This window comes from Methylobacterium sp. D54C, assembly GCF_053345595.1.
The window spans coordinates 64461-91131 of sequence record NZ_JBKFAK010000017.1 but is presented as its reverse complement, the minus strand read 5'-3'; the positions used below and the strand labels follow the sequence as shown (position 1 = coordinate 91131).

At 71.1% G+C, this 26671-nt stretch carries 26 protein-coding genes; 13 read left to right on the top strand and 13 right to left on the bottom strand.

Annotation, left to right across the window (positions count from 1 at the left end):
• The first annotated feature begins 241 nt into the window (after positions 1-241).
• The 3 genes from ACLBYB_RS24480 (at position 242) to ACLBYB_RS24470 (ending at position 2829) form a co-directional block, all read left to right on the top strand.
• Positions 242-547, top strand: a complete 306-nt coding sequence (locus ACLBYB_RS24480) for a lactoylglutathione lyase (RefSeq protein WP_447700337.1) — start codon at positions 242-244, stop codon at positions 545-547.
• 68 nt (positions 548-615) lie between these two features.
• Positions 616-1152, top strand: coding sequence for a gluconate 2-dehydrogenase subunit 3 family protein (locus tag ACLBYB_RS24475; RefSeq protein WP_244527024.1), 537 nt, complete (start codon positions 616-618; stop codon positions 1150-1152).
• A gap of 108 nt (positions 1153-1260) precedes the next feature.
• Positions 1261-2829, top strand: a complete 1569-nt coding sequence (locus ACLBYB_RS24470) for a GMC family oxidoreductase (protein ID WP_447700336.1) — start codon at positions 1261-1263, stop codon at positions 2827-2829.
• Positions 2830-2934: 105 nt separating this feature from the next.
• On the opposite strand, the gene ACLBYB_RS24465 is transcribed toward ACLBYB_RS24470, so the two are convergent.
• Positions 2935-3207, bottom strand: coding sequence for an usg protein (locus tag ACLBYB_RS24465; RefSeq protein WP_020095930.1), 273 nt, complete (start codon positions 3205-3207; stop codon positions 2935-2937).
• Positions 3208-3564: 357 nt separating this feature from the next.
• Positions 3565-4461 (bottom strand): LysR family transcriptional regulator, encoded by an 897-nt coding sequence (locus ACLBYB_RS24460; protein ID WP_447700335.1) that lies wholly within the window; start codon positions 4459-4461, stop codon positions 3565-3567.
• Between the two features lie 114 nt (positions 4462-4575).
• Between ACLBYB_RS24460 and ACLBYB_RS24455 the strand changes: the two genes are divergently transcribed.
• Positions 4576-5361, top strand: coding sequence for an SDR family NAD(P)-dependent oxidoreductase (locus ACLBYB_RS24455; RefSeq protein WP_427510350.1), 786 nt, complete (start codon positions 4576-4578; stop codon positions 5359-5361).
• Between the two features lie 122 nt (positions 5362-5483).
• Here ACLBYB_RS24455 and ACLBYB_RS24450 read toward each other — a convergent pair whose 3' ends face one another.
• The 7 genes from ACLBYB_RS24450 to ACLBYB_RS24420 all read right to left on the bottom strand — a co-directional run bounded on the left by ACLBYB_RS24450 (position 5484) and on the right by ACLBYB_RS24420 (position 11812).
• Positions 5484-7145 carry an ABC transporter permease gene (locus ACLBYB_RS24450; protein ID WP_447700334.1) on the bottom strand — a complete coding sequence of 554 codons (1662 nt, stop codon included), beginning with the start codon at positions 7143-7145 and terminating at the stop codon, positions 5484-5486.
• A gap of 16 nt (positions 7146-7161) precedes the next feature.
• Entirely contained in the window at positions 7162-8187 is a 1026-nt protein-coding gene (locus tag ACLBYB_RS24445) for an extracellular solute-binding protein (protein WP_020095934.1), read from the bottom strand.
• Between the two features lie 81 nt (positions 8188-8268).
• Positions 8269-9315, bottom strand: coding sequence for an ABC transporter ATP-binding protein (locus tag ACLBYB_RS24440; protein ID WP_447700352.1), 1047 nt, complete (start codon positions 9313-9315; stop codon positions 8269-8271).
• Positions 9316-10600: 1285 nt separating this feature from the next.
• Positions 10601-10819 (bottom strand): hypothetical protein, encoded by a 219-nt coding sequence (locus ACLBYB_RS24435; protein ID WP_020095937.1) that lies wholly within the window; start codon positions 10817-10819, stop codon positions 10601-10603.
• A complete protein-coding gene (locus ACLBYB_RS24430; protein WP_447700333.1) occupies positions 10803-11012 on the bottom strand; it encodes a hypothetical protein in 210 nt (69 codons plus the stop codon). The genes ACLBYB_RS24435 and ACLBYB_RS24430 overlap by 17 nt, the downstream gene beginning before the upstream one ends.
• 13 nt (positions 11013-11025) lie before the next feature.
• Positions 11026-11250: a hypothetical protein gene (locus ACLBYB_RS24425; protein WP_020095939.1), complete on the bottom strand. Its 225-nt coding sequence runs from the start codon at positions 11248-11250 to the stop codon at positions 11026-11028.
• 241 nt (positions 11251-11491) lie between these two features.
• Entirely contained in the window at positions 11492-11812 is a 321-nt protein-coding gene (locus ACLBYB_RS24420) for a PsiF family protein (protein WP_447700332.1), read from the bottom strand.
• 152 nt (positions 11813-11964) lie between these two features.
• Here ACLBYB_RS24420 and ACLBYB_RS24415 point away from each other — a divergent pair, with 152 nt between their 5' ends.
• Together ACLBYB_RS24415 and ACLBYB_RS24410 are read left to right on the top strand one after the other, a co-directional pair.
• Complete coding sequence (locus ACLBYB_RS24415) at positions 11965-13464, top strand: carbohydrate porin (RefSeq protein ID WP_447700331.1); 1500 nt, start codon at positions 11965-11967, stop codon at positions 13462-13464.
• A gap of 199 nt (positions 13465-13663) precedes the next feature.
• Positions 13664-13969 carry a hypothetical protein gene (locus tag ACLBYB_RS24410; protein WP_447700330.1) on the top strand — a complete coding sequence of 102 codons (306 nt, stop codon included), beginning with the start codon at positions 13664-13666 and terminating at the stop codon, positions 13967-13969.
• Between the two features lie 348 nt (positions 13970-14317).
• Here the strand turns inward: ACLBYB_RS24410 and ACLBYB_RS24405 are convergent, their stop codons facing one another.
• Positions 14318-14905, bottom strand: coding sequence for a TetR/AcrR family transcriptional regulator (locus ACLBYB_RS24405; RefSeq protein WP_100253110.1), 588 nt, complete (start codon positions 14903-14905; stop codon positions 14318-14320).
• Positions 14906-15046: 141 nt separating this feature from the next.
• On the opposite strand from ACLBYB_RS24405, the gene ACLBYB_RS24400 reads away from it, so the two are divergent.
• The 5 genes from ACLBYB_RS24400 (at position 15047) to repB (ending at position 21863) form a co-directional block, all read left to right on the top strand.
• Positions 15047-15445 (top strand): RidA family protein, encoded by a 399-nt coding sequence (locus ACLBYB_RS24400; protein ID WP_091682109.1) that lies wholly within the window; start codon positions 15047-15049, stop codon positions 15443-15445.
• A 1423-nt stretch (positions 15446-16868) separates the two neighbouring features.
• Positions 16869-17960: a replication protein RepA gene (locus ACLBYB_RS24395; RefSeq protein WP_447700329.1), complete on the top strand. Its 1092-nt coding sequence runs from the start codon at positions 16869-16871 to the stop codon at positions 17958-17960.
• Positions 17961-18147: 187 nt separating this feature from the next.
• Positions 18148-19485: a plasmid replication protein RepC gene (gene repC, locus ACLBYB_RS24390; protein ID WP_447700328.1), complete on the top strand. Its 1338-nt coding sequence runs from the start codon at positions 18148-18150 to the stop codon at positions 19483-19485.
• Between the two features lie 121 nt (positions 19486-19606).
• Positions 19607-20782: a plasmid partitioning protein RepA gene (gene repA / locus ACLBYB_RS24385; RefSeq protein WP_020096188.1), complete on the top strand. Its 1176-nt coding sequence runs from the start codon at positions 19607-19609 to the stop codon at positions 20780-20782.
• Positions 20783-20786: 4 nt separating this feature from the next.
• Complete coding sequence (repB, locus tag ACLBYB_RS24380; protein ID WP_447700327.1) at positions 20787-21863, top strand: plasmid partitioning protein RepB; 1077 nt, start codon at positions 20787-20789, stop codon at positions 21861-21863.
• Positions 21864-21989: 126 nt separating this feature from the next.
• Here the strand turns inward: repB and ACLBYB_RS24375 are convergent, their stop codons facing one another.
• The 3 genes from ACLBYB_RS24375 to ACLBYB_RS24365 all read right to left on the bottom strand — a co-directional run bounded on the left by ACLBYB_RS24375 (position 21990) and on the right by ACLBYB_RS24365 (position 24949).
• Positions 21990-22445 (bottom strand): hypothetical protein, encoded by a 456-nt coding sequence (locus ACLBYB_RS24375; RefSeq protein WP_447700326.1) that lies wholly within the window; start codon positions 22443-22445, stop codon positions 21990-21992.
• 168 nt (positions 22446-22613) lie between these two features.
• Positions 22614-23642, bottom strand: a complete 1029-nt coding sequence (locus tag ACLBYB_RS24370; RefSeq protein ID WP_056524304.1) for an amidohydrolase family protein — start codon at positions 23640-23642, stop codon at positions 22614-22616.
• A 149-nt stretch (positions 23643-23791) separates the two neighbouring features.
• Positions 23792-24949 (bottom strand): hypothetical protein, encoded by a 1158-nt coding sequence (locus ACLBYB_RS24365; protein ID WP_447700325.1) that lies wholly within the window; start codon positions 24947-24949, stop codon positions 23792-23794.
• 283 nt (positions 24950-25232) lie between these two features.
• On the opposite strand from ACLBYB_RS24365, the gene ACLBYB_RS24360 reads away from it, so the two are divergent.
• Both ACLBYB_RS24360 and ACLBYB_RS24355 read left to right on the top strand, forming a co-directional pair.
• Positions 25233-26012, top strand: a complete 780-nt coding sequence (locus ACLBYB_RS24360) for an alpha/beta fold hydrolase (RefSeq protein ID WP_447700324.1) — start codon at positions 25233-25235, stop codon at positions 26010-26012.
• Positions 26013-26212: 200 nt separating this feature from the next.
• Complete coding sequence (locus tag ACLBYB_RS24355) at positions 26213-26626, top strand: thioesterase family protein (RefSeq protein ID WP_091927586.1); 414 nt, start codon at positions 26213-26215, stop codon at positions 26624-26626.
• Positions 26627-26671: the final 45 nt, after the last annotated feature.

Below are 26671 nucleotides of genomic sequence, written 5' to 3'. Positions count from 1 at the left end.
GATCCGCGCCGCTCACCCGCGGCGACCGCCCGCGCTTCCCCGGGATGAGGAACAATAATGCAGCGCGCGCCCGTTTCCACCGCCTTCCGGGCTCTGGCATAACGCGCTCTGCGGATCGTCGCGGGCCCGCTCCGCAGTAGCATGATACTACCACCGCACGCTGGAGCGGCTCTAAGTTTCCGCTCGGCGGGACCCCTCGGGACCGTCGGGCTCGGGCCTCGACAGGGGGATCATGCGCGACATGTCCGACATGCCCGAGCGGATCCCCGCGATGATCCGGGTCCGGGACGCGGCGCGCTCCGCGCGTTTCTACCGGACCGCCTTCGGCCTCGACACCGCCGACCGGCCCGGCTTCGAAACCTTCACCCCGATCGATCTCGCGCATGCCGCGTCCGGTCTCGCGTCGGAGCTGACGGCCAACACGGGCCAGGACGGCGCCTGCGGCCTGGGCATGGGGGCCGCCCGGGGCACGGCGCGCTCCTGCTTCATCGACGACCCGGACGAGCACAAGATCGAGGTGCTCGCCCGCGGTTGGCGCTTCGCCTGATGACCCGCGACGGCCCGCCATCGGCCGCCGCGGCACCGGCACGACCGACACGGACAGGGGAGGACGGGATGAGGATGCAGGAGACGGGCGCGCACCTGTCCCGCCGCGGCTTCCTGGGCGCCGCGGGCTCGACGCTGCTCGCGGTCGCGGTCATGCCGGACGGCAGCGTGACCGGGCGGGCCTGGGCGCAGATGCCGAAGGCGACGAAGCCCGAGACCTTCGCCTCCCTCGTGCAGATGTCGCGCGACTGCTACCCGCACGACCGCGTCGCCGACAGGTACTACGCCGCCGCGGTGCAGATCCTCGACGACGCGGCGCGGACCGCTCCAGGAGAACTGACGCTCCTCGAGGACGGGATGGCCGCGCTCAACCGGGCGGCCGTCGAGAGGCACCGCCTGCCCTACGCCAAGGTTCCGCAGGACACGGACCGGGCGGCCCTCCTCGAGACCATCGAGCCGACCCCGTTCTTCCAGAAGGTGCGGGCCAACCTCATCGTCGGTCTCTACAACCAGAAGGAGCTGTGGCCGATCTTCGGCTACGAGGGCGCCTCCTTCGACAAGGGCGGCTACCTGGAGCGCGGCTTCGACGACATCGACTGGCTCTGACGGCGGCCCGGCGCCCGCGCCGGCGGCCGCGCGCGACACGCATTCACCGCTCGGTCCGACCATCCCGCGCGAAGACGGGACGGGGCCGATCCGCGGCAGGAGGAAACCATGTCAGCTCCCTACGACCTCAGCGACGGCTCCGTCTTCGTCATCGTCGGCTCGGGCGCCGGCGGCGGGACCCTCGGGACCCAGCTCGCGCTCAAGGGCATCGACACCGTCATCCTCGAGGCGGGCGACCGGCACGAGACCTTCGACTTCGTCAACGACGAGTGGGACTCGTTCGCCCAGCTCGCCTGGAAGGACAAGCGGCACGCCACCGGGCCGTGGCCGATCGCCAAGACGTTCCCCAACCTGCCGGCCTGGATCGTGAAGGCCGTCGGCGGCTCGACCGTGCACTGGGCGGGCGCGTCGCTGCGCTTCCAAGAGCACGAGTTCAGGACGCGCACGCATTACGGCGCCGTGAAGGGGGCCAACCTCCTCGACTGGCCCGTCGACCTCCCGGAGATGGACCCCTGGTACGCCATGGCCGAGAACCGGATGGGCGTCACGCGCACCAACGGCATCCCGGGCCTGCCGGGCAACAACAACTTCAAGGTGCTCGAGGCCGGCGCCCGCAAGATCGGCTACACGGAGGTGCATACCGGCCGGATGGCCATCAACTCCGAGCCGCGCGACGACCGCGCCGCGTGCATGCAGCTCGGCTTCTGCTTCCAGGGGTGCAAGTCGGGCGCGAAGTGGTCGACGCTCATCGCGGAGATCCCGAAGGGCGAGGCCACGGGCCGGCTCGAGGTCCGTTCGGGCTGCCAGGTCCTGCGGATCGAGCACGATCCCGGCGGCAAGGTCACCGGCGTGGTCTACGCCGACAAGGACGGCGTCGAGCACCGGCAGAGAGCGCGGGCCGTCGCCGTGGCCGGCAACTCCATCGAGAGCCCGAGGCTGCTCCTCAATTCGCACTCGTCGAAGTTCCCCGACGGTCTGGCCAACGCGTCGGGGCAGGTCGGGCGCAACTACATGCGCCACACGACCGGTTCGGTCTACGCCATCTTCGAGAAGCCGGTCCACATGTACCGCGGCACCACGATGGCCGGCATCGTGCGCGACGAGGCCCGGCACGATCCGAGCCGCGGCTTCGTCGGCGGCTACGAGCTCGAGACGCTCTCCCTGGGCCTGCCCTTCATGGCGGCGTTCCTCGACCCGCAGACGTGGGGCCGCGATTTCGCCGGCGCCCTCGACAAGTACCGGAACATGGCGGGCCTCTGGATCGTGGGCGAGGACATGCCCTGTTCCGACAACCGCATCACCCTGTCGGACGACACGGATGCCTACGGGATGCCGGTCGCGTCGGTCCATTTCGCCGACCATCCCAACGACGAGGCGATGCGCGAGCACGCCTACAGGCAGGGCAGCGCCCTCTACGAGGCCGTCGGCGCGGTCCGCACCATCCGCACCCCGCCCTATCCGTCGACGCACAACCTCGGCACGAACCGCATGAGCGAGAAGCCCCGGGACGGCGTCGTCAACCGCTTCGGCCAAGCCCACGATGTCGAGAACCTGTTCGTCTCGGACGGCTCCCAGTTCACGACCGGCGCCACTGAGAATCCGACCCTCACCATCGTCGCGCTGGCCCTGCGGCAGGCGGACCACATCGCCAAGCGGATGAGTCGCGGCGAGATCTGAGCGCGGATCCTGCGCCCGCATCCGGCCGGCGCAGGCGATCTCCGCGACCATCGCGATCGCGCTTCCCGCGCGGGCCCGCGGAAAGCTCGGCTCCCGCCCCCGGCGTCAGTGGAGGTGAAACTCGCTGCCGACGGCCCGCAATTCCGCGGGCCTGATCAGGCGGCTGTGGGCCACCTTCACCGAATGCAGCGGCCCATCGAGGGCGCCCTGCCAGAAGGCCAGGAAGCGCTTCAGCTCCGGGAAGACGGGGAAGAGGTCGTGCTGCTGCCAGATGAAGGTCTGGAGCAGGTGGGGATGGTCGGGCAGGTGATACAGGATCTCGGCTGTCGTCAGGCTGTAGCCTTCCAGCTGACGACGGAAGGCGGTCGAAACGCTCATGGCGGCCCCTCCTGCGCGCATCGTGAGAGTGACCCACGACGAAGCAAGAAAGTTGCCGGCTGAGCTGTTAACAAACGCCGAATCGCCCGCGATCTCAGTCGGTTAGCACTCAGAGCGGCCGATGGCTGCCAGAGCGGTTCGGGGTCGCGCGCACGCGCGCGCTGCACCGAGGTCGGGCCGCGCATGACGGGCTCGGCGACGCTCGGCTCCAACGCCCGGACCGCGAGCCGGCCTCTCCGTCGCCGGATCTGAACCTGTTCAGGACCCAAGTTTCTCAAATATTGCGCGTCTTCGAGCAATGAAACTCGATATTACTGCAGTCAAGGCATCGCTCGTGAAGCGTCTGCCGCGCCGATGTCATTCCTCCACCGTCGCGTGGGCGGCGAGGAAATCGACGAAGCTTCGGATGCGCAGCGCCAAGCGCGCGTGGCCGACATAGAGGACGTGGACGTCCTCGGCATCGCCGGGGTTGAACGCCTCCAGCACCGGCACGAGCCGACCGGCCGCGAGATCGGCCGCCACATGGAACCGGGCGAGGCGGGCGATCCCGGCGCCGCCGAGCGCCATCAGGCGCACCACCTCGCCGGAATTGCCGTAGAAATTCCCCTGGATCGGCCGCTGGTTGAGACCGGCTCCGACGCGGAACGGCCAGGTATCGAGGGAGCGGCGGAAGCTGAAGTTGAGGCACTTGTGCGCCGCGAGGTCGTCGGGATGCTCCGGGACACCTTCCCGCGCGAGATAGGCGGGGGCGGCGACCACGATCATCCGGCTGCGCCCGAGGCGTCGGGCCCGCAGGCGGGTGTCGCGGAGTGGGCCGATCCGGATCGCGACGTCCGCCTGCGTGGCGGGCAGGTCGATCACCTCGTCGGTCAGGGCGAGATCCAGGCTCATCCGCGGGTGCTGCGCGAGAAAGCGCGGCAGGACCGGCAGGACGACGTGGGTCCCGTACGGGACCGAGGCGTTCACCCGGAGCCGCCCGCTCGGCTCGGCGGCGGTCTGGGTGAGGCCCCGCTCCATCGCGTCGATTTCCGCCATCAGCTCGGCGGCCCGCTCGCGGTAGGCCTCGCCTTCCGGGGTCAGGGTCAGGGATCGGGTCGTGCGCCGGAGCAGCGCGACCCCGAGGCGCGCCTCGAGGCGGGCGACGGCCCGGCTCACGGCGGAGGGGGTTTGCCGCAGGGCTTTGGCGGCCGCCGCGAAGCTGCCGCACCGCGTCGCCTGGAGGAACGCCTCCATGTCCCCGAGCCGGTTGTCCATCGCGCCGCCACTCATGCATCCAAGTCACGATCATCGTGCCGCGATGCCTGCTACTCAGCAATCCGGCGGCCGTCCATCTCCTCGGGACCGACACGGCAACGAGGACGAACCGTCATGGATCTGCAGCTCACGGGACGAAGCGCCCTGGTCACCGGCTCGACCGCCGGGATCGGTCTCGCCGTGGCCAAACGGCTGGCCGCGGAGGGCGCGGAGGTCATCATCGCGGGGCGCCAGCAGGCCAAGCTCGACGCGGCCGCGGCCGCGGTCGCCGCGGCGGGCCGCGCGCGCGCGATCCTGGCCGATCCCGCCACGGCCGAGGGCGCTGCCGCGCTCGTGCGCGCGGCCCCCGCGGTCGACATCCTCGTCAACAATCTCGGGATCTACGAGGCCAAGGCCTTCCCGGATATCGCCGACGACGACTGGCACCGCCTGTTCGCGGTCAACGTCGTGTCGGGGGCCCGGCTCGCGCAGGCCTATCTCCCGGGGATGCAGGCGCGCGGCTGGGGGCGCGTCCTGTTCGTCTCGAGCGAGTCCGGGATCGTGCCGCCGCCCGACATGATCCACTACGCCGTGACCAAATCGGCCCAGCTGACGATCGCCCGCGGACTCGCGCAACTCACCAAGGGCAGCGGCGTCACCGTGAACACGGTGCTGCCCGGGCCCACGCGCTCCGACGGGATCGGCGATTTCCTGAAGAGTGTCGCCTCCGATCCCGACCTGTCGCCCGAGGCGATGGAGGCGGAGTTCTTCCGGCTCCATCGGCCGCTGTCGCTGATCCAGCGCCTGATCGAGCCGGACGAGGTCGCCGCCATGATCGCCTACCTGGCGAGTCCCCTCGCCGCAGCGACCAACGGCGCCGCGCTCCGGGTCGAGGGCGGGATCGTGCCGACCGCCGCCTGACCGCCGAGGCCCGCGACGCGGAGACGGGCGCGGGACGGATACCGGTGCGGGGAGCGGGCGCCGCGAAGGGCGGGCGATCGATCCCCGACCTCTCCCCGACCTCTCCCCGACCTCTCCCCGGCCTATCCCCGGCCGGTCCGCGGCTCTTCCCCGGCCAACCGTCCCGGCCCGATCGCGTTCCGGTCGAGCCTGAGCAGGAGCGTCACCGGGAGGAGACCGATCATCACGATGAGCACGGCGGCGACGGCGCCGTCCTCGTACGTGCCGCGCGCCGCCTCGCCGTAGAGATGCGTGCTCAACGTCTCGACGTTGAGGGGACGCAGGAGCAGCGTCACCGGCAGTTCCTTGGCGATGTCGACGAAGGCGAGGAGGCCGCCGCTCAGCACCGCGGGCCAGGCCAGCGGCAGCTGCACGGTGACCAGCGTGGCGAGCCGACCCCGCCCGAGCACCCGCGCGGCGTCGGGGATGGTGCGCGGGATCCGCGCGAAGCCGGCCTCGCTGGCGCCCACCGTGACGGTCAGGAAGCGCAGGGCGTAGGCGATGACGAGGGCGGCGCCGGTCCCGAGTCCCACCCGTGCGGTCGTCAGGCCGGCCTCGAACAACCCGGCCTCGACCAGCGCCAGAGGACCCAGGAGCCCGACCGCCAGCACGGTTCCGGGCATGGCGTAGCCGATCCCGGCCGCGCCGATGAGCAGGCGCCCGGCCCGGGCGCTCAGCAGGGAGGGAACGGCCGCCACCGCCATGCCCGCCAGCACCGTCACCGCCGTGGCGAGGCCCGCGTAGTAGACGGTGTTGAGGGCCTGGGCGGCGAGCGCGTCGGGCAAGCCGCTCGCGTCGATCCGGCGCCACGCCTCGAGGCCGAGAGAGCCCGCCGGCACCAGGAATCCGATCGCGACGGGGGCCGTGCCCAGGGCCAGGGCCGACCCCGCCCGCCAGCCGTCCAGCCGGCGGCGCGCGCCGGCCGTGTGGCGGCGGGCGCCGCCGGCATAGCCGCGGCCGGCCCGCGCGAGCCGTTCGAGGCCGACGACCGCGACCACCGCGGCCAGCATCACCAACGCGATCTGCGCGGCGCCGGGCAGGTCCGAGCGGTTCACCCAGGTGGCGTAGACCTGCACCGTCAGCGTGCGCACACCCAGGAACTCGGCCGCGCCGACATCGTTGAGCGCCTCCATCAGGGCGAGGCCGGTGCCGAGGGCGATCGCTGGCCGCGCGAGCGGGAGGGCGATCCGCAGGAAGCTGCGCCACGGCCCGGCCCCGAGCGCGCGCGCGGCTTCCAGCAGCGAGCCGGCCTGCATCAGGAACAGCGCGCGGGTCGGCAGATAGACGTAAGGGTAGAGCACGAAGCCGAGCAGCAGGCTGCAGCCCGGCAGCGAGCGCAGGTCCGGCAGGGCGAGATCGCGCGGGCTCGACAGGCCGAGCAGGCTCCGCAGCCCGACCTGGAACGGCCCGAGCGGGTGCAGCAGGTCGAGATAGGCGTAGGCGACCACGTAGGTCGGCATCGCCAGCGGCAGCAGCAGGGCGGCCTCGAGGAGGCGCCGACCGGGGAAGTCGAACGCCGCGACCAGCCACGCCGTCGCGGTCCCGAGCCCGATCACCAGGAGGCCAACGCCCGCGAGCAGCAGGGCGGTGTCGCGGATCGCCTGCGGCAGCACGTAGGCGGCGAGGTGCGGCCACAGCTCGCCGCCGCCCTCGGACGCCGTGAAGCCCAGGGAGATCACGGGCGCGAGCAGCAGCGCCGCCAGGGCGACCGCCCCCGCCCAGCCCAGAGAGCGGGTCACCGACATCCGGCCCGGCTCGAACTCAGTTGTCGAAGCCGACCTTGTCGACGAGCAGGCTCGCCGCCTTGCGGTTGCGGGCGATCTCGACGAGCGGCGTCGGATCGACGCTCAGCGGACCGAGTTCCGCGAGCAGCGGCTCGATCGGGGCGCCGGCCTTCACCGGATACTCGTAGTCGACCTTGGCGTAGAGCGCCTGCGCGGCGTCGGAGACGAGGTACTCGAGGAGCTTGACCGCCTGGTCACGGTTCGGCGCGTTCTTGGCGACGACCGCCCCCGACACGTTCACGTGCGTGCCCCCGCCCTCGAAGGTCGGCAGCACGACCTTGATGGCCGCGCCCCATTTCTGCTGGTCCGCCCCGCCGCGACCCGAGCGCATCAGTCCGACATAGTAGGAATTGCCGAGGCCCACCTCGCAGAGGTCGGCCGCGATGTCGCGGGCCACGTCCCGGTCGCCGCCCGTCGCCTTGCGGGCGAGGTTGTCCTTCACGCCCCGCAGCCACGCCTCCGTCTTCTCCGCGCCGTGGCGGACGAGGAAGGCGGCGATCAGGGCGGTGTTGTAGGGATGCTGGCCCGAGCGCAGGCACACCTTGCCCTTCCAGCGCGGGTCGGCGAGCGATTCGTAGGTCGCGGCCGCGAGATCGTTCAGGCCCGTGTCGGCGTAGAGCACGCGCGCGCGCATGGAGAGGGCGAACCAGCGCCCGTCGGCGCCGCGCAGGGGCGCCGGCACGGCCGCTTCGAGCACGGGCGAGCGCACCGGCTGGGTCAGGTCGCGGTCGACGAGTTCGATCAGGTTGCCAATATCGACCGTCATGAGGACGTCGGCGGACGAGCGCGCGCCCTCCGCGGCGACCCGCTCGGCCAGCCCCTTCTCCACGAAGACCGTGTTCACGGTGACGCCGCTCTGCGCCGTGTAGGCGTCGAGCAGCGGCCGGATCAGGCCCGGCTCGCGGGTGGTGTAGAGGTTGACCTCGGCCGCGTAGGCCGGTCCGCCGAAGCAGAGAGACAGGCACAGGCTCGCCCAGGCTCCGGTTCTGCAGACGTCCAACATGATAAACCCCGTTCGTCGAGCGACGAGCCGGTGCTATACAGTAAGAATGCGCCCTGCAAGGCAGATTTATTTAGATATATTCTAATTACAATCTGACAACACTTGGACTCCGTCCGGCAGCGGGAAGACGTGGGCGCGCCCGGGCAGCAGCTCGATGCCGACCTGCTCGCCCAGGACGGCCTCCGGCGGGAGGTCGAGGCGCAGCGGCGCGCCGAGGCCCGCGACCGCGATGTCCAGGCGCAGGCGCGGCCCCGCGAAGGCCCGGCCCAGGATCCTGGCCGGCACGCCGGCGCCCGCCGGCCCGAGGCGGATCGCCTCCGGGCGCAGGCAGACTTGGACCGCGCCCTCCGGCACGGCGTCGGGCCGGGGCAGCGTGCCGAGGGGTGTCGCGACGTGGCCGTCGACGGCGCGGCCCGGAATCTCGATGATCTCGCCGAGCGCCCGGGCGGCGAACGGCGTCGCCGGCGCGGCGTACAGCGCCTCGGCGCTGCCGCTCTGGACGATCCGACCCCGGTGCATCAGGACGATGCGGTCCGCGCAGGCGACCGCCTCGGCCGCGTCGTGCGTGACGAGGATCGCGCCGATGCCGTCCCGCCGCAGGACCGCCAGGGTGTCGGCGCGGACACGCTCGCGGGTGCCGGCATCGAGGTTCGAGAACGGCTCGTCGAGGAGCAGCACCCGCGGACGCGGGGCCAGGGCCCTGGCGAGCGCCACCCGCTGCGCCTCTCCGCCCGACAGCGTGCCCGGATAGCTGTCGGCGCGGTGTGCCAGCCCGACCTGATCGAGGCGCTCGCGGGCGATGTCCCGCGCGTCCGCGCCGCGGAGATGGGCGAGGCCGAAGCGGACATTGGCCAGCACGGTGAGGTGGGGAAACAGCGCGTAGTCCTGGAACATCAGGCCCACGCCGCGGCGCGCGGGCGGCGCGTTGCGGCCGCGCCCGGCGACGCGGCGATCGCCGAAGGCGATCTCGCCCGCGTCCGGCGCGTCCAGGCCGGCGATGAGCCGCAGCAGCGTGCTCTTCCCGCAGCCGGAGGCGCCGAGCACCGCCAGGATCTCGCCCGGACCGAGCGTCAGCGACACGTTGTCCAGCGCCAGCGTCCGGCCGTAGCGTCGGCTCACGCCCGACACCGCGAGTTGCCCCGCGGCGGGACCTGAACCGGCGCCGGGCGACGCGTCGGTCGGAGAAGTCTTGCGGCGTCGAAACACGGGCAGGAGATCCGGCGGGCGATGGGCCCTCGATCGAGAACGGGTGGAGTCACCGTTCTCATCCGGCCCTCCGGCACGGCGCGGCCCGCCGGGCGGTGCGGCTCCAGGGTGTCGTTGGTTGGGCCGCCCCGGTACCTGACGTCCGGCTGTCTCGGCCCCGGTCTCCGGCACCGCGGGTCCGGGGGGCGTAAGAAGGCTTGCCGGTGGGTCGTGCCCGGAAGTCCTGCCCGCGAGACTTGCCGCGGGGGCGTGTCCTCCCGGCTGCGCGGCCACACCGTATCGGTCGGCTCAGCACGCGACACGGCGGACGGTGCACGGCGCAATCGGTCATCGGCACGCCGGGAGCCGCTCTTGCCGAGGGATCGCGTTGTCCGGTCGATCGCGGCTCGGGGCCGACAGGTCAGGCGCGCGGAAATCCCGCGCTCTGCATTCATCAAATCAATCGAATTTGAAAGGTCATGGCAGCACTATTGAATTGGTTCGCTGCCATATTCCTCGCGTGCGGTGGGGGACATCATGCGCGCGTGGCTGGTGGCAGGTGTGGTGATTTCTACACTTGTGGGTAGCATCGACACGGTCGAGGCGCGCGGGCGTGGGCGTCTGTTCTTCGGGCGGTCGTCGACGGCGCAGCGACCCGCGTTGCCTCCGTCTGTCGCCGCGACCCACACGGCCCCGAGCGGCCGTGCCGGCTACCGTCCCACCATCGCGATCGCGCCGGCCCCCATCGCTGCGGCCCCCATCGCTGCGGCCGTTCCTGCGGCCGTTCCTGCGGCCGTTCCTGCGGCCGTTCCTGCGGCAGCCGCGGCAGCGGTGGCGAACACGCCGGCCGAAGCGCGCGAGCCGGAGCTTCGGCCACAGCACACCCTCCTCCGCCCGCCGCCCGAAACGCCGCGTGTCCAAGCGGTGCGCGCCGTCGCCCCGAGTTGCGAGACCGGGAGGCGCGTCGGCGGCGTCGACAGGGCGGAAGCCGGCTTCTGCCTGATCAACTAGACCGGGGATCCTGGCCGCCTCCCGATCGGGGCGGCGCAGCACGACGCGACGGTGGGGCCATTGCGCCGTCGACCCGGCAGCACACGGAGGCCGGCTGTGCCGCACTGCGGCCGAACGTAGCGCAGCGTGGTGGATCGGCCCGCGCGCGGGTGCGCTGCGCGTGCCCCTACCCCGCCGGTCGATCCCTCAGCGGTCAGGCTCCCGGTCTGGCCGGGGATTACTGCGCGCGTCCCGGCCCGTCTCTCAAGCCGAGCCGCAGAGCCCGCGCGAACAGGTCGCTGAGCGTGATCCAGTCAGCACCGTCGATCCGCCAGCGCGCGCAGTCGTCATCCGGCTCGACCGTATACCCGCGGCACCGAAGCACGGCGACCGCGTCGAGCACCGGGTCATCCCCTTCGCCCAGGTGGGCATCCTCTCGGTCATGGGCGTGGGTCAAGGCTGACGCTCATCACATCCGCGAGTTGAAAGAGGAGGTCGCCCACGACACCGATCGGCAGCAGGACGCAGAACTCACTGTCGTCGGGCGACTGCAATCGGATCGCCAGTGTGCCGCCGCCGTCGATGACTTCGACCGAGCGCACCGCCGCAGCGCCCAGCACGTAGGGGACCGCGCTGTCCGAGACCGTCATCCTCGGAGGCCGATCACGCGATTTCCATCTCGAGCGCGACGTCGGCCAGATAGGCCGCGATGCGCGCGCTCGCCCGGGTGTCCGACGCTTCGATGATGAGGCCGGCGCCGCCGGGCAGGACGTCGTAGCGCCGGAGAACGGATTCGGCCTTGAGCGCCGCCTCGCGCTCCGAGGTCGCGCGCAGGACGCGCCGATCGCCCTCGATGCGGATCAGGATGCGGAAGGGAGCGCGCTTCATGCTGGGACCGCCTCGGCCATCTGACCCGCGCCGTCGCGGCTCGATGGGTCAGTTACGGCGAGGCTGGCAAAACCGTTCCGCGACGGAGCGGGGGGAGAGTGAGGGGGACGTCGACCGCTTCGTGTAAGCCCGAGTGACGTTCAGGACGCCCGAGATCGGTCGGTATCTCGAACGGCATCCGTTTCACGCAGCCCTGACAGTGGTCAGAAGCCGAACAGGGACGCGGTATGGGCGCAGGCGACTAACCTCTGAGGCACGTGCTCATGAACGCCTTGCGCTCGGCGCCCTTGAGGCTCTTGGCCGAGGCATCCGCATTGCAGCTCTTCATCTTCATCTGCTGCGGCGTCAGCTCCTTGGCCGGCGCGGCGCTCTTTCCCGCGAGGCAATCTGCCATGAAGCTCTTGCGGGCGGCGCCCGACAGCCGTTGCGTCCCAGCATCCACGTTGCAGGATTTCATCCGATCCCGCTGCGCGGTCTGAGCCGCCGAGGGTGCGGGGGCCTGCGCTCGGACGGACACCGTGCAGGCGAGAACGAGGGCCGAGGCGAGAGCGAGCGTACGCACGGTGGAGGACCTCCGGTGATGCGGAGAACCCTAGCGACCTGCGGTTGTACGAGCCAGCGTCAGTGCCGCGTCTGTCCCATCAATTCGCGGCGATGTCTCGCCACCGCCGTCGTCGAATGGTCACGAGGCTATGCCTTCGTTCGCCGAGCCCGATGTCTCCAGAGGTCCTGGTGCGCTCTGTCATCTGCGCCCTCGCTGGCATCACGCTCGTTCTCGTCGCGCCGGTCGGCCGTGCCTTGGCCGAACCGGCCGCGGATCCGCTGGCGACGGCCGCGCGGGTCGCCGCGGAAGGCCTCGCCATCGGTTCACCCTCCGGCGCAGGTGGCGATCCGCAGACCTCGGTCGCTCAGCCCGTGTTCTCGGCCGGTCGCGCGGCGGAGGTCACGACCTCGTTCCAGCCCCTCCTCGGGGCCGCCGGCGATCCCGGCGGGTACCGCGCCTTCCTGGAGAGCCGCGGGATCACCTTCGGCCTGATCAGTGTGGCCGAGACCTACCGCAACCTGCGCGGCGGCCTGCGGCGCGGTTCCACGGGCCTGACGCTGCTCGATCTCGACGTCGATGTCGATCTCGACACGCTCGCCGGGTGGAAGGGGGCCACGGCCCACGCCACCGTCTACCAGATCCAGGGCAGCGGAGCCTCCCGCAGCCGCGTCGGCAACCTCATGACGATCAGCGAGATCGAGGCCCTGCCGGCTTCGCGGCTCTCGGAGCTGTGGCTGGAGCAGAGCCTGTTCGACGACAGGCTGTCCGTCCGTGTCGGCCAGCTCTCCGCCGACACCGAGTACATGGTGAGCCAGACCAGCATCCTGTTCACCAACGGTACCTTCGGCTGGCCGGAGATCTTCGCCGCGAACATGGTGGACGGAGGGCCGGCCTATCCGCTCTCGGCGCCGACCGTCCGCCTGAAGTACGTCCCGACGCCCGATCTCTCGTTCCAGGCGAGCGTGATCGACGGCACACCCGGCGGCGGCCGTCCCCGCTCGGGCGTAGACCCGCAGCGCCGCAATCCGAACGGTATCCGCTTCCCCGTCTCCGACCCCCCGCTCGTCATCGCCGAGGTTGCCTACGCCTACAACACCCGTCCGGGTTCCGAAGGCCGGCCGGGCACCGTCACGCTGGGCGGCTGGCACCGCTTCGGCCGCGTCGATGCCCTCACGCCGGATCCGGTGAGTGGCCTCGATCGGAGGGTTTCGGGCAATTCGGGCCTCTACGGGCTCATCGACCAGACGATCTACCAGGAGCCGGACGATCCCAACGACGGCGCCAGCGTCTTCCTGCGTGCGTCCGTCTCGCCGGGGGACCGCAATCTGGTGGACCTCTACATCGACGGCGGCATCGCCTATCGCGGCCTGATCCCCGGACGGTCGGACGACACGCTGGGCCTCGCCGTCGGCATCACCCGCATCTCCCCGGCGGCACGCCGGCTCGATGCGATCGCCGCGCTCCAGAGCACGACACCCGCACCCCGCCGGAGCGCCGAGATCTTGCTCGAGGCGACCTATCAGGCCGTGCTCGCGCCCGGCATCGCCCTGCAGCCGACCGTGCAGTACATCGCCCATCCGGGTGGCGGGATCGCCAATCCGCGCGATCCTGACGGCAAGCGGGTGCGCGGCGCCGCGGTGTTCGGCCTGCGTGCCATCACCCGCTACTGAGGTGAACGCGGCCCGTTTGTGCGACCCGCGCGCCGAGCGCGTTCCGGTCTCGGGAGGAGCGCGGCGGTTCGGCGCGAGCTCACGTCCGCGGGTGCGGCGCGTCGCGCGCGGGAAGCCGCCTGTGTGGCCGCGGCATCGGAACGCCCCGTCGGCTGACGGGTTTGTGAGCCGGCAGAAGGGGTCAGGTGAAGGTAGCGGTATGGCATCGATCCGGGAGATCGCGGACACGCTGAGGAGGATCGCCGCGCCGGGCATGAAGCCGAAGGCGATCCGTTCCGCCATCCGTGAGCGGCATCCGGAGGCGAGCAAGAAGGAGATCGTCCGCGCCGCGTTCTACGCCGTGACAGAAGGGCCGACCGCTACCGAGGGCGCGACCGCGGAGCTTCACGACTTCGCGCTGGCTGAGCGCATCGCCGAGGACAACGCGGACGTGGTCTTGAAAGCGAGCAAGCGCAAGAGGAAGAAGCGCTCGTCGGACGCATCGGACCGATCGCCGGCGCATTGAGCAGGGCGCGCATCGTCCGGTCTCTGCACGCTGGAGATCCGCTTCCGGGACACGTGCCGATACGCTCTGACGGCAGGGTCGGGTCGGTGGGAGGCCGTCCGCCTTTGCAGCGGTCGCGGTCCACAGCGGCCACTCCGCTCTCGGCCAGCATCCGCCATCGCGCGACGCCCGCCTGAACGTCTCAAACGGATGGCTTCCGGCTGGTCCGCCTTCGAGCGACATGGGTTCGAGGCAGACGTCGTTGTCGTCTCCTCTCTCGCTGTCTGCGCGCGGGCCACCCTGCAAGGTGTCCCCCGACGAACGCGTCGCGCGCGCCTGCGGATGACGCGTCCAGACCGGCGGGACGGCCTACTTCAGGAGGCCGTTCGCCAAGCACCGGAAGGCCTCGGTGGCCCTGGCGAGGACGGCCGGCGGATCGTCGGACGCGGCGACCCAGAGCGCGGCGTTGAGCGCCGCGCCGTTGATCAGGCGCGCCGCGGCCTCGGCATCGACAGGCTTGACCGTCCCGGCCTCCACGAGGGCCTGGATCGTCTCGGTCGTCGTGCGCAGGCAGGCGGTCTGGCCCGGCCACCGCGACGGATCGCCCAGCACTGCCGGTCCGTCGAGGAGCACGATGCGCTGGATCTCCGGCTCGAGGGCCAACTCGATGTAGGCGACGCCCTCGTCGAGGAAGCCGAGCCAGGGCGTTGGCGCCCTCTCGCGCGCGACCCGCGCCTGAGCGACCATCTCCGCGTCGAGCTGCGCGATGACGGCCTGAAGCAGGCCCTTCTTGTCGCCGAAGTTGTGATAGAGCGCGCCACGCGTCAGGCCGGCCGCTTCCGTCAGCTCATCCATCGACGCCGCTGCGTAGCCCTTCTCGGCAAAGGCTGCACGCGCCGCGCGGATCAGCCGCGCGCGGGTTTCCTCCATCTTCAGCGCGCGCCGTCCCGATGCCACAGGATGCCTCGATCCTTCACGTAGGCCCGCATGTGTTGACATACGCCGCGTATGTCACGATATTTCTACATACGCGGCGTATGTGAATGTTGCCGCGAGGTCGATGGAAGCCGTCGGCACCCTTCGCAGAGGACACGCGATATGTCGAAGCGCGATGCAGTCTTTCCGCCCGGACGGCAAGCCCTCTACGACAAGCACCGCTACTCGGCCGCGATCCGGTCCGGCGACCTGCTTTTCGTCTCCGGCCAAGTTGGCAGCCGCGAGGATGGCTCGCCTGAACCGGATTTCGGTGCGCAGGTTCGCCGTGCCTTCGACAGGCTGAACGCCGTTCTCGCGGCGGCCGGCTGCAGTTTCGACGACGTGGTGGACGTGACAACCTTCCACACCGACCCTGAAACGCAGTTCGACACAGTGATGGCGGTACGCGACGTAATGATCGGCGAACCGCCCTATCCGAACTGGACTGCCGTCGGCGTGACCTGGCTCGCGGGCTTCGACTTCGAGATCAAGGTCATCGCCCGTCTTCCGACCCCGGTCTGAGTCGGTGTTCGGCTCGGACGATGCCGGGAAGAATCGCCAAGCCGCTTGTTCCTCCACGGTCCCGATACCGGCATCATCGTTGATGAGACAGATTTAGACGATCGCTCCTGACCCTGTACGAACTTTGAACTTGGATCACCGCGTGGGGCCCATCACCCGGCGAGGAGCCCCGCCGATTGGACCACCACAACCGCGAGCATGCAGACCGCCGCCGCGGCCGCCGCGTACGACACGATTTTCGTGAATCCCTTCATGGATCTCCTCCTGACAAATCGGATCTTCGGGCGTCGACAGAGATCGCGGCGCGCGACCGCGCTCCGGGAAGGCAAGACGGCCCGGATCGCCGCGTCACACACCATATCGGGGTGTCACGTCGTCAACGCTCCTCGGTGGCGAGCGTAAACAACGACAGGAAGATTCGGTTCACCTCGGATGCGCGCGTCCTGTCCTCGAGCGACAACTTGCCGCTCGCGACGCGGCACGTCCTGGAACTTCGCAGGCGATGGGTGAGCGGGACGCGCGGCCCGCGCAGGTGCGCACGGGGCGTCCATGACCGGCCCGGTGCCGACGCCCGTCGCGCGAGCGGCCCGAAGGCGCCCTCCCCTCCCGGTCCCGCTCCGTAGCGCTCCGATGTGTCGGGCGGTCACCGACCGCGTCGTCGCGGGCCGCGACCGGATGCCCGACCGTCTCCGGATCACGGGACCTTGCCGGTCAGCGACGCCACCATCCGACGCGTCGCCGCACCACCATCCCGATCCTGCGGTGCGCGGCTCGCATCTGGGTCGTCCCTGCCGATCGGTTCACGCCGCCTCACGGGCGCGCGGGTTACGGTCCGCCGCTGGAAGCGCGTCGGCGAGGTCCCGAGCAGGCCGGGTCGCCACCCTTCGGCTGATCGCCCGCCTCGCGTCTCTGTCCAGTGGCGTCCGAGCGCGCCCGAGACGCGTCGCCGGTCAGTGGCCACCCAATGCGCTGATGCCGGGCCTTGCGACGCGACCGCTTACAAAAATCAGCGCCCCCGGGTCCGCTCCTGAGAAAACTCAGCGCGGCCCCAGCGGTGTCCGACGGCGCGGGACTTACAAAAATCAGCGCAGGTGGACGCGCTTGCCGCGGTTTGGAAGGTCGCCAAGCGCCCTCACCCGTCACCGACGGCGTGCGCCACGCTGACTTTTGCCAGCGGACGGTCGGCGAGCGCTGATTTTTCGCACTCGCGCCGCCGCGACCGGCGCCAACGGCGGTCGCAGCCGTGCCGGGACGCCGTCGCGGCTCGACCGCTGTGCGGCCGTAGGCCGCCGACGCTGAGTTTTGTAAAGAATCCCGGTCGGCGCGCTGAGATTTGGAAACCCGATGATTGCGCCCGGTCGGCGACTCGCGACTGATAGCCTCCAAATTGCCCTGTGCTCGGCACGAGGAGAGCGAGACCGGCATGAACGCGGCAGAGACCCGCCAGCTGAGCCTGTGGGAGCAGAGCCTGCTGCGCCCCGAGGCCGGAGCTGACCGGCCGACGACCGGGCTCGGTCCCGCGCTCGACGGCCGCATGGATGTGTCGTTCCTCCACAAGGGCTTCTGCATCGCCGGCCTGCCGCTGCGCCGGCCCAAGAACACGATGGAGCCGTGGAACCGGCGCGACGGTCGCTTCTCGCTGACCGTCGAGCCGGCCCGGTTCGTCCTGCCCAACGGGCGCCAGATCGAGGTGGGCGTCCCGTTCGGACCCAAGGCGCGCCTCCTCTCCATGTGGCTGGCCACGGAGGCCCGCGATCCGCGCCGGAGCGCCGGCGACCGCTGGATGGAGATGGGGCGGATCACCGAGTGGTTGAAGGCCGTCGGCTTGCCGGTCACGGGCGGCGAGCGGGGCTCGATCGGGCCGACCAAGGACCAGCTCGTCCGGCTGAGCTTCCCCATCTTCACGATGGTCCTGAACGGCGACGAGGGCGGCCACGTGTTCAAGCGCGAGAGCCTGATCGAGGGGGGCGCGTTCAAGGATGACGACCTCGAGGTCTGGGCCGCCGGGGGACACAGCGCCATGCGCTGGCCGGAAGCGCTGATGCTCAGCCAGAACGCCTACGACCGCTTCACGCGGCACTCGATCCCGGTGCCGACCGCCAGGCTGCGCCAGGTCGCCCACAACGCCATGGCGATCGATATCCTCGTGTACCTCTGCTACCGGCTGCCGCTGCTGTCGCGCGGGGAGAGCGAACTGCTGACCTGGCGCGATCTGATGGCGCAGTTCGGCTCCTCGGAATTCGCCTCCCGCTTCAAGCAGGCCTTCTCGGAATCGATCAAGCGCACCCTCGACGCGTACCCGGAAGCCAACGTCGCGATGACGGCCGAGGGTCTGGTGCTGCGGCACTCGGACCCGGCGGAGCTGCGGCGCGCCTTCGTCGCCGTCGCGGGGGGGCCAACCCGTCGCGCCCGTGCCGCGCCGCGGGCGCGCAAGGCCGCGCGGGTCCCGGATCAGACGGGCCCCTGCGAGAGCGCGGCGGACCTGCTGACGCCGGCCGGTGCCGCGCGAGGCTGACGGCGGGTCACCCCCCTCTGGACGGAGCAACCCGGCAAAAGAAAAGGCCCCCGAGACGTTCGCCCCGGAAGCCCTCTCTGTCGTCTGGACAACCTCAGAGAATCACTCCCGGACATCGCTGTCAACCACGCGACGCGGCCATCGCCTCGGCGGGCGCTGCTCTTTTGCCTCATCGCGGGCGAGGACCATGCATCCCGGACACGAACCCACGACACCCTTCGGGCGGCGACCGCTCTCGCTCGGCATGATGGCCGCGCAGGCGGCGGCCAAGGCCTGCCCCGACGACGCGGTCGGGCACAAATGGCGCATCTTCCGCGACGTGACCGTGGCGAAGGATCACCTCGCCGTCTCGGACCGTGCCCTCGCGGTGCTGAGCGCGCTGCTCACGTTCCATCCCGAGACGGCGCTGCCGCCCGGCACGCCGCTCGTGGTCTTCCCGTCGAACCGCGAATTGTCGCTGCGGTCGCACGGCCCGTCCCCGGCGACGCTGCGGCGCGCGCTGGCCCAGCTCGTCGCGGCCGGCCTGGTGATCCGGCGGGACAGCCCGAACGGCAAGCGCTACGCGCGCCGCGACGGCGCCGGCGCGATCGCGCACGCCTTCGGGTTCGACCTGACGCCGCTCGTGGCGCGCGCGGGGGAATTCGCCGCGCTCGCCCGGGCGGTGCAGGCGGCCGCGCGCCGGCGCCTGCTCCTGCGCGAGGAGATCGCCCTGCACCGCCGCGACCTGTCGAAGATCCTCGCCCTGGCCGCCGAATCCGGATGGCCCGGGCCCTGGGCGGCGCTCGCGGATCGGTTCGCGGCCTGCGGCGGCATGCCGGGTCGGACCGCCGGCGAGCCCCACCTGCACGCCGCCGCCGAACCGCTGCGCGCGCTGCGCCGGGAGGTGGACAAGTGGCTGCCAAATTTGGCGAATGCGCCGAAAATGGTCGGCACTGCGTCTCACGGTGAGCGCCACCATCAGAATTCAGATCCAGATCCTGCTGACGATTCTGAACGGTGCCCCCGGCGAGGCCCGGCCGGAGCCGCGCGATCCGACGTCGCTCCCGCGCCCGGCCAGCCGCGTCCCCTCCCCGCGCCGGTCCCCTCTTCCCTCCCCTCGCCCCTGCCTCTGCCGATGGTGCTCGAGGCCTGTCCCGACGTCGTGCTCTACGCCCGCGACGGCATCCGGAGCTGGTCCGATCTGGCCGGCGCGGCGGAGGTCGTTCGTCCGGTGCTGGGAATCGGCCCGGACGTCTGGGAGGCGGCCCTGGCCGCGATGGGGCGGGACCACGCGCTGGCGGCGCTGTCGGCGATCCTCCAGCGCGCCGAGTCGATCGGCGCGCCCGGCGCCTATCTGCGCGACCTGACGCGGAAGGCGTGCTCGGGCCGGTTCTCGGCCTGGCCGATGCTCTTCGCCCTGTGGCGCCAGCGCCGTCGAGCGTCAGCCGACGGCCCAAGCGGTCCCCTCCGCGTCGCGGGAGTTGACCGCGGTCAACACGCTCGCCCGCCCGGAAGCGGGGCGGCGCGAGCGTCAACATTCTGTTAAGGTTGACTGTGATCTTGTCACGGTGCGGCGGCGTTTGCAGCCGCGAAAACCGTGACAGGAGTTCGGAACCGTGGCCAGCCCCGCGGCGCTCGCCGCCCTACCCTCTTCGGGGTCAACCTCCATGGCGATGCACGATCTGATCGCCGGCGACGCGCAGGCGCTGTCGGCCAAACTGCAGTCGCACCGGCAGCGGCTGTTCCCGCCCGAGGCGCGCAAGCAGCTGCGGCGCTTCTCGTCCGGCGAGGCCGCCAAGCTGATCGGGGTCGACGACGGCTACCTGCGGCGCCTGTCGCTCGACGGCAAGGGGCCCGCCCCCGAGATCGGGCCGTCCGGGCGGCGATCCTACTCGAGCGCCGACATCCAGGCGCTGCGCGGCATGCTGGACGAGGGGGCCAAGACCGGCCGGCGGTACCGGAAGGAGCGGCGGGCCGAGGAGCATCTCCAGATCATCGCGGTGGTGAACTTCAAGGGCGGCTCGGGCAAGACCACTACGGCGGCCCATCTCGCGCAGCACATGGCGCTGCAGGGCTACCGCGTCCTCGCCGTCGATCTCGACCCGCAGGCGAGCCTGTCGGCCCTGCACGGGATCCAGCCCGAATTCGACGTGCGGGACAACGAGACCCTCTACGCCGCGATCCGGTACGACGCGGCGCGCCGTCCCCTGACCGACGTCATCCAGAAGACCTACTTCCCGGGGCTCGACCTCGTTCCGGGCAATCTCGAGCTGATGGAGTTCGAGCACGAGACGCCGCGCGCCCTCCTCCAGCGGAGCAGCGACGGCGATTCGCTGTTCTTCACGCGCTTCGCCCAGGCCCTGGCGCCGGTCGCCGACCGCTACGACGTGGTCGTGGTCGATTGCCCGCCGCAACTCGGCTACCTGACGCTCTCGGCCCTGTGCGCGGCGACCAGCGTGCTCGTCACCGTGCACCCGCAGATGCTCGACGTGATGTCGATGTGCCAGTTCCTGCTGATGACCTCCGAGATGCTCGGAGTCGTCGCCAAGGCCGGCGGCGACATGAACTACGACTGGATGCGCTACCTCGTCACGCGCTACGAGCCGACCGACGGCCCGCAGACCCAGATGGTCGCGTTCATGCGGACCCTGTTCGGGGAGCGCGTGCTCACCAACGCGATGCTGAAGAGCACGGCGGTCTCGGATGCCGGCATCACCAAGCAGACCCTGTTCGAGGTCAGTCGCGACCAGTTCACGCGGGCGACCTACGACCGCGCGATGGAGAGCCTGGACGCGGTCAACGGCGAGATCGAGGCGCTGATCCGCACGGCATGGGGACGCTGATCCGATGGCCCGCAAGAACCTCCTCGCCGGCCTGCTCGATCCGGCCGACCAGACCGAGTTGACCGCGGTCAACTCGCCCCGTGATGACGCGGCGGCCGCGCGATCGGAGCGGGGCCCCGCCCCGGCCGTTCCCAGCTTCACCGGCCGCGGCGCGGTCGGCGCGATGAGCCGGTCCCTGGAGCGCCTGACCTCCGAGGTCGTCTCGGCGCGCGCCGCGGAGGACCAGCTCAGGTCCGGCAGCGTCGCGGTCGATCTCGATCCGGGCCTCGTCGACCCGTCGCCGGCCCCCGACCGGCTGCCGGTGATCGACGGCCCCGGCGAGGATGCTTTCGTCGCCGTCATCCGGGCGCAGGGGCAGCAGACCCCGATCCTGGTGCGGCCCCATCCCACCGTAAGCGGGCGCTATCAGGTCGCGTTCGGCCACCGGCGGCTGCGGGCCGCCGCCGCGCTCGGCCGACCGGTCCGCGCGCTGGTGCGGACGCTCACGGATGCCGAACTCGTCGTCGCCCAGGGTCAGGAGAACAACGCGCGGGCCGATCTCAGCTTCATCGAGCGGGCCGCCTTCGCCCTGACGCTGGAGCGGCTCGGGCACGGGCGCGACGTGATCATGGCCGCCCTGCTCGTCGACAAGACCGAGCTGTCGCGCCTGATCGCGGCGCGGCGCGCCCTGCCCGATTCCGTGATCGCCGCCATCGGTCCCGCCCCGAAGGCGGGTCGCCGCCGGTGGATGAGCCTCGCGGATCGCCTCGCCAGCCCGGAGATGCGGGCGCGGGTCGATGAGATCGTCGCCGCGGACGCCTTCGCGACCCTATCCTCCGACCAGCGGTTCGTGCGCGTGTACGCGGCCGTGGCGCCGGTCCCAGCCCCGGCGCCGCCGGTGGTCCGCGCGGGGCCGGAGGCGGGGCTGGCGGAGGACGGGCGCCGCTTGGCGCGCATCGAGCGGACCCCGACGACCGTGGGCGTGATCATCGACGAGACGCTCCATCCCGCCTTCGGCGACTTCCTCGTCGCGCGCCTCCCGGAGCTGTTCGCGGCCTACGAGCGCGAGCAGGCGCGCGGTCCGGAGCGATCCGGGCTCTGAGGTCGCGCCGCCCGGGCCTCGCGCCGCCGGGGCGGACCGGTCGCGAGGCCGCCGGTCCCCGAGATCCGCCGCGCGCGATCCGCCCGCACGGGGGAGGGGGCTCCGGCGCGCTGCGTGAGGCCCCGGCTACCTGCAGGCCTCGGCCCGCTTGTCGATCAGGCCGCGCAGCCCGGAGAGGCTGATCTCCTCCGTGATGGCCTCGTGCCATCGGTCCAGCAGGCGGATGCTGAAGCGTCGACCGGCCAGAATATCTTTCAATACGTCCCCGTTCAGCGTGATCACTCCGGCGTCCTGCATCTGCGTTGTGGGAAACATCGCGTTTGAAACAGGTCCGTCGTCGATCCGATACTGATAATTGAAGATGGAATTCTTCGGTAGGCCGGTGATCTCGATGCGGTCGCCGACGATCTGGATGCGCGACCGCGCCTTCGGCGCCAGAACGCAGGCGACGTCGCCGCTCGACGGGGCCGCCGATTTCCTGAGCACCCAATCGCCCTCGCCGGCGACCGTCTGTCCGGCCTCCTGAGCGTGGCCCAGGCCCGCGACAAGGCAGAGCGCGACGGCGCAGATCGTGACCCTCATGAACGACATCCCCGCTTCACCCGCCGGTCCGGCCCTGGGACCAACATCGTTCGCGCGGCGGCGCCGTCGATCTGAGACACATTCGCCCGGTCACCGGCAGGCGCGCGCCGGCGGATCCGCGATCGGGTCAGCCCCGCCTCTGCGACTCCTCCGGGGCCCTCGGCGGCCCTACGGCGTCACGCCGGCCGACCGGAGCCGCGCCGCGAGTCGCGGATACACGCGCAGCGCGTTCCCGGCGTAGATCTTGGCCCGGTCCGCGTCCGGGATCGCCGCGGCCTCGACGTAGCGCTTGGTGTCGTCGTAGGCGTGGCCGGTCTCGGGATCGACCCCGTTCACCGCGCCGACCATCTCTGAGGCGAACAGCACGTTCTCGCGCGGGACGACCTTGAGCAGCAGGTCGATGCCGGGCTGATGGTAGACGCAGGTGTCGAAGAAGACGTTGCGCATCAGCTCGGACAGCGGCGGCCGCTTCATGTCCTGGGCCAGCCCCCGGTAGCGTCCCCAGTGATAGGGCACGGCACCCCCGCCGTGCGGGATGATCAGGCGCAGCGTCGGAAAGTCCTTGAACAGGTCCGAGGTCACGAACTGCATGAAGGCGGTGGTGTCGCCGTTGATGTAGTGCGCCCCGGTCGCGTGGAAGTTGGGATTGGCCGAGGCGCTGACATGCACCATGCCGGGCACGTCGAGCTCGACCATCTTCTCCCAGAGCGGGTACCAGAACCGGTCGGAGAGCGGCGGATCGGTCCAGTAGCCCCCCGACGGGTCCGGGTTGACGTTGCAGCCGACGAAGCCGAGCTCCTTGACGCAGCGCTCGAGCTCGGCCGTGCAGTTCTTGGGCGAGACACCCGGCGATTGCGGCAGCTGGCAGACGCCGACGAAGTTCTGCGGCATCAGGCTCGTCACCCGGTGGATCATGTCGTTCGACACGATCGACCAGTCGAGGCTGGTGCGGGCCGTGCCGATATGGTGGCCCATCCCGCCGGCCCGCGGCGAGAACAGCGCCAGGGAGATGCCGCGCTCGGACTGGAGCTTGAGCTGCCGCCCGCTCACGCTGGCGCGCACCGCGTCGTCGCTGACTTGCAGGTCCGACGGCTTGGGGGACTGGCCCGGGTCGTTGAGCGCGCCGATCTGGCGCTTGCGCCAGTCCAGCATGGCGGCCGGCTCGGTGGTGTAGTGCCCGTGGCAATCGATCACCAGACCCGTGTAGCGCGACGGCTCGGCCCGCGCGGCGCCGGCCGTCAGCGCCGCCGCACCCAGCCCCGCGAGGCGGCCCAGGAAGCCGCGCCGGGGCAGGCAGCACGCGCAGTCGGCGCCGGCGACCGGCGTGGCCGGATCGGCCGCCGCGATCATCGCGCGCCGCCCTCCGGCAGGGCGGCGCGCTTGCGCAGCACCATGTCGCCCCGGAACAGGAACTTCTGCGCGCGCTTGCCGGTGTCGACCTCGGTGGTGAAGACGTTGCCCTTGGAGTCGATGGCGAGGTTGTGGACCCAGTGGAAGTCGCCGGCCATCCGGCCGTTGCGGCCGAAGCGGCCGAGGATCTCGCCGGTGTCGCGGTTCAGGGTGCGGACCTCGTTGTTGGCCCCGTCGGCGTTGAGCAGGTAGGTCTGGCGCTCGTCCGGCCACAGGGCGAGTTCCCAGACCGAGCCGTTGGCCCGGGTGTTCTTCTCGACGAACATCTCCTTCACGAAGGTGCCGTCCTTCCGGAACACCTGGATCCGGTCGTTGGTCCGGTCACACACGTAGACGAGGCCGTCGCGGGCGACCTGCACGCAGTGCACCGGGTTGGCGAATTGCTGGGACGGGGCCGCCGCCGGATCGTAGGGGCCGAGCTTGTCGTCGGTCGGCGGCTTGCCGTAGGCGCCCCACATCCGCTTGAACGCGCCGGTCTCCGCGTCGAACACGATGACGCGGTGGTTGTAGTAGCCGTCGGCCACGTAGAGCTCGTTCGTCTCCGGATCGACCATCATGCCGGCCGGCTTGCCGAGGCGGCTCGTGTCCCGGCTGTCGGTCTGCGGCCCCTGCTTGCCGATCTGCAGCACGAACTTGCCGTCCGGGGTGAATTTCAGGATCTGGCCGTCGGTGTCGCCGTTGCCGGCGAGCCAGACGAAGCCCTTGTGGTCAATGTGGATGCCGTGCTCGTTCTGGGGCCACTGATAGCCCTCGCCCGGGCCGCCCCAGGACTTCACCAGGCGCCCGGCCTGGTCGAAGACGAGGACCGGGGGCGCCGGCTTGCAGCAGCGGGTGCGGGGCGGATCGAGGCTCGCGGCCTTCTCGTCGTCGGTGAGGGTGCGCGGCCGCTGTATCACCCAGACATTGTCCTGCGCGTCGACCGCGACGCCCGCCGCCTGACCCATGATCCAGTCGTTCGGCAGGCGCTGCGGCCAGGCCGGATCGACCTCGAAGCGCAGCGGCTCCTCGGCGCCGGCCGGAACGGCGAATGTCAGCACTGTCAGCACTGTCAGCGAGGCCGCAGCCGTCAGCCGACGCAGCACGCGTCGCAGCATCTCGGTTTCCTCTCCCGGTTTTTACTCAATTCGTGCCGCCATGAGAGGCTGAAAGGCCGCCCTCGTCCAGCATCGCGCAGCATATCTGGGTAACATCCCGGGACGCTTGCGCCCGGATGTGCCCGTCCGCGCGCGGTCCCGGCGGCCGCCGGGTCGCGCCGAGATGCGCGCCGAGATGCGCGCCGAGATGCGCCCTGGGCGGCCCGAGGCCGTATCCTTCCCGCGCCGGCGGCGAACAGGGACGGTACGTCCCGCATCGACGAGTCCGGATGGAGGCGCCCCCATGATGACGCGCAGAACGCTGACCCGCACCCTTGCCGCCGGCGCGGCCGCCGCGCTGCTGCCCGGACCGGCCACCGCCCAGGACCTGCCGCGGGCGCGCAACGCCGTGCTGGTCCACGGGCTGTTCGCCGACGGGTCGTGCTGGTCGGAGGTGATCCCGCACCTGCAGGCGGCCGGCCTCTCCGTCACCTCCGTGCAGAACCCGCTGACCACCCTCGCGGAAGCGGTGGCCTCGGCGCAGCGCGTGCTGGCCCGCCAGGAGGGACCGACCGTCCTCGTCGGCCACTCGTTCTCCGGCATGATCGTGACCGAGGCCGGGATCGACCCGAAGGTCTCGGCGCTGGTCTACGTGGCGGCGCGGGCGCCGGACGCGAACGAGGATTACGCGGCGCTGGCGAAGGCCTACCCGACCCCGCCCGCCTCGGCCGGCATCGTGTTCGACGGCGACGAGGGGCGCCTAAGCGAGGCGGCGTTCCTGCGGGATTTCGCGGGCGACCTGCCGGTGGAGAAGGCGCGGGTGCTGTTCGCGGTCCAGCAGCCGTTCCGCAAGGCCCTGCTGACGGGACGGACCACCCAGGCCGCCTGGCGCTCGAAGCCGAGCTTCTACGCGGTGTCGACCGAGGATCGGACCATCGACCCGGACCTCGAACGGTTCATGGCCCAGCGCATGAACGCGCGGACCGTCGAGCTCCGGGCGAGCCACCTGTCCCTGATCTCGCGCGCTCCGGATATCGCGGACCTCATCCTCGAGGCGGCCGGCCAGCCCCGCCGTCGGCGCTGACCGGACGCGGTGCGCCCTCGGGCGCTCGTCCCTCCCTTCCCGGGGTTCCCGGTCCGGGGTTCTCGTGCCGGGGTTCCTGTGCCTGGCCGAACGGCGGGGAGGGGGCTGGGCTGCGTGCGGCGAAGGTCCCGGGATGTCCGGACGCGGTCCCTCGGCCCTACCTATCGGTCATCGGGCCGAAACGGATCTGGAGCGCGCGCATGCAGGACATCCCGTTGGGGGCGAAGGGGAGCTTCGCCATGCTGGTCGGGCCGTCACATCTGGCCAGCCAGTTCAAGGACAACATCCTTCCGCCGGTCTTCGCCACGCCGATGATGGTCCTGATCATGGAGAACGCGGCGCTGAACGCCGTCCGCCAGTACCTCGATCCCGGCGAGAGCGCCGTCGGGACCAAGGTGGACGTGACCCACATGGCGGCGACGCCGGTCGGGCACCGCGTCCGGGCGGAAGCCGAGGTGGTCGGCGTCGCCGGACGCCAGATCCAGTTCCGCGTCGCGGCCTGGGACGAGTCGGAGCAGATCGGGGCCGGGACGCACGAGCGGATGATCGTCGACATCGAGCGGCTCGGCAAACGTCTCGCCGCCAAACAGCCCGCCCCGTCGAAGCGCGCGTAGCGTCCGGGCCGTGGCCCCTGGCACCCGTGGGACCGGCGAGCCCGG

Bases quoted from the DNA above. Each gene is read 5' to 3' on its own strand.
- ACLBYB_RS24480 (WP_447700337.1), top strand. From the start codon at position 242: ATGTCCGACATGCCCGAGCGGATCCCCGCGATGATCCGGGTCCGGGAC.
- ACLBYB_RS24475 (WP_244527024.1), top strand. From the start codon at position 616: ATGAGGATGCAGGAGACGGGCGCGCACCTGTCCCGCCGCGGCTTCCTG.
- ACLBYB_RS24470 (WP_447700336.1), top strand. From the start codon at position 1,261: ATGTCAGCTCCCTACGACCTCAGCGACGGCTCCGTCTTCGTCATCGTC.
- ACLBYB_RS24465 (WP_020095930.1), bottom strand. From the start codon at position 3,207: ATGAGCGTTTCGACCGCCTTCCGTCGTCAGCTGGAAGGCTACAGCCTG.
- ACLBYB_RS24460 (WP_447700335.1), bottom strand. From the start codon at position 4,461: ATGGACAACCGGCTCGGGGACATGGAGGCGTTCCTCCAGGCGACGCGG.
- ACLBYB_RS24455 (WP_427510350.1), top strand. From the start codon at position 4,576: ATGGATCTGCAGCTCACGGGACGAAGCGCCCTGGTCACCGGCTCGACC.
- ACLBYB_RS24450 (WP_447700334.1), bottom strand. From the start codon at position 7,145: ATGTCGGTGACCCGCTCTCTGGGCTGGGCGGGGGCGGTCGCCCTGGCG.
- ACLBYB_RS24445 (WP_020095934.1), bottom strand. From the start codon at position 8,187: ATGTTGGACGTCTGCAGAACCGGAGCCTGGGCGAGCCTGTGCCTGTCT.
- ACLBYB_RS24430 (WP_447700333.1), bottom strand. From the start codon at position 11,012: ATGACGGTCTCGGACAGCGCGGTCCCCTACGTGCTGGGCGCTGCGGCG.
- ACLBYB_RS24425 (WP_020095939.1), bottom strand. From the start codon at position 11,250: ATGAAGCGCGCTCCCTTCCGCATCCTGATCCGCATCGAGGGCGATCGG.
- ACLBYB_RS24415 (WP_447700331.1), top strand. From the start codon at position 11,965: ATGTCTCCAGAGGTCCTGGTGCGCTCTGTCATCTGCGCCCTCGCTGGC.
- ACLBYB_RS24410 (WP_447700330.1), top strand. From the start codon at position 13,664: ATGGCATCGATCCGGGAGATCGCGGACACGCTGAGGAGGATCGCCGCG.
- ACLBYB_RS24400 (WP_091682109.1), top strand. From the start codon at position 15,047: ATGTCGAAGCGCGATGCAGTCTTTCCGCCCGGACGGCAAGCCCTCTAC.
- ACLBYB_RS24395 (WP_447700329.1), top strand. From the start codon at position 16,869: ATGAACGCGGCAGAGACCCGCCAGCTGAGCCTGTGGGAGCAGAGCCTG.
- repC (WP_447700328.1), top strand. From the start codon at position 18,148: ATGCATCCCGGACACGAACCCACGACACCCTTCGGGCGGCGACCGCTC.
- repA (WP_020096188.1), top strand. From the start codon at position 19,607: ATGGCGATGCACGATCTGATCGCCGGCGACGCGCAGGCGCTGTCGGCC.
- repB (WP_447700327.1), top strand. From the start codon at position 20,787: ATGGCCCGCAAGAACCTCCTCGCCGGCCTGCTCGATCCGGCCGACCAG.
- ACLBYB_RS24375 (WP_447700326.1), bottom strand. From the start codon at position 22,445: ATGAGGGTCACGATCTGCGCCGTCGCGCTCTGCCTTGTCGCGGGCCTG.
- ACLBYB_RS24365 (WP_447700325.1), bottom strand. From the start codon at position 24,949: ATGCTGCGACGCGTGCTGCGTCGGCTGACGGCTGCGGCCTCGCTGACA.
- ACLBYB_RS24360 (WP_447700324.1), top strand. From the start codon at position 25,233: ATGATGACGCGCAGAACGCTGACCCGCACCCTTGCCGCCGGCGCGGCC.
- ACLBYB_RS24355 (WP_091927586.1), top strand. From the start codon at position 26,213: ATGCAGGACATCCCGTTGGGGGCGAAGGGGAGCTTCGCCATGCTGGTC.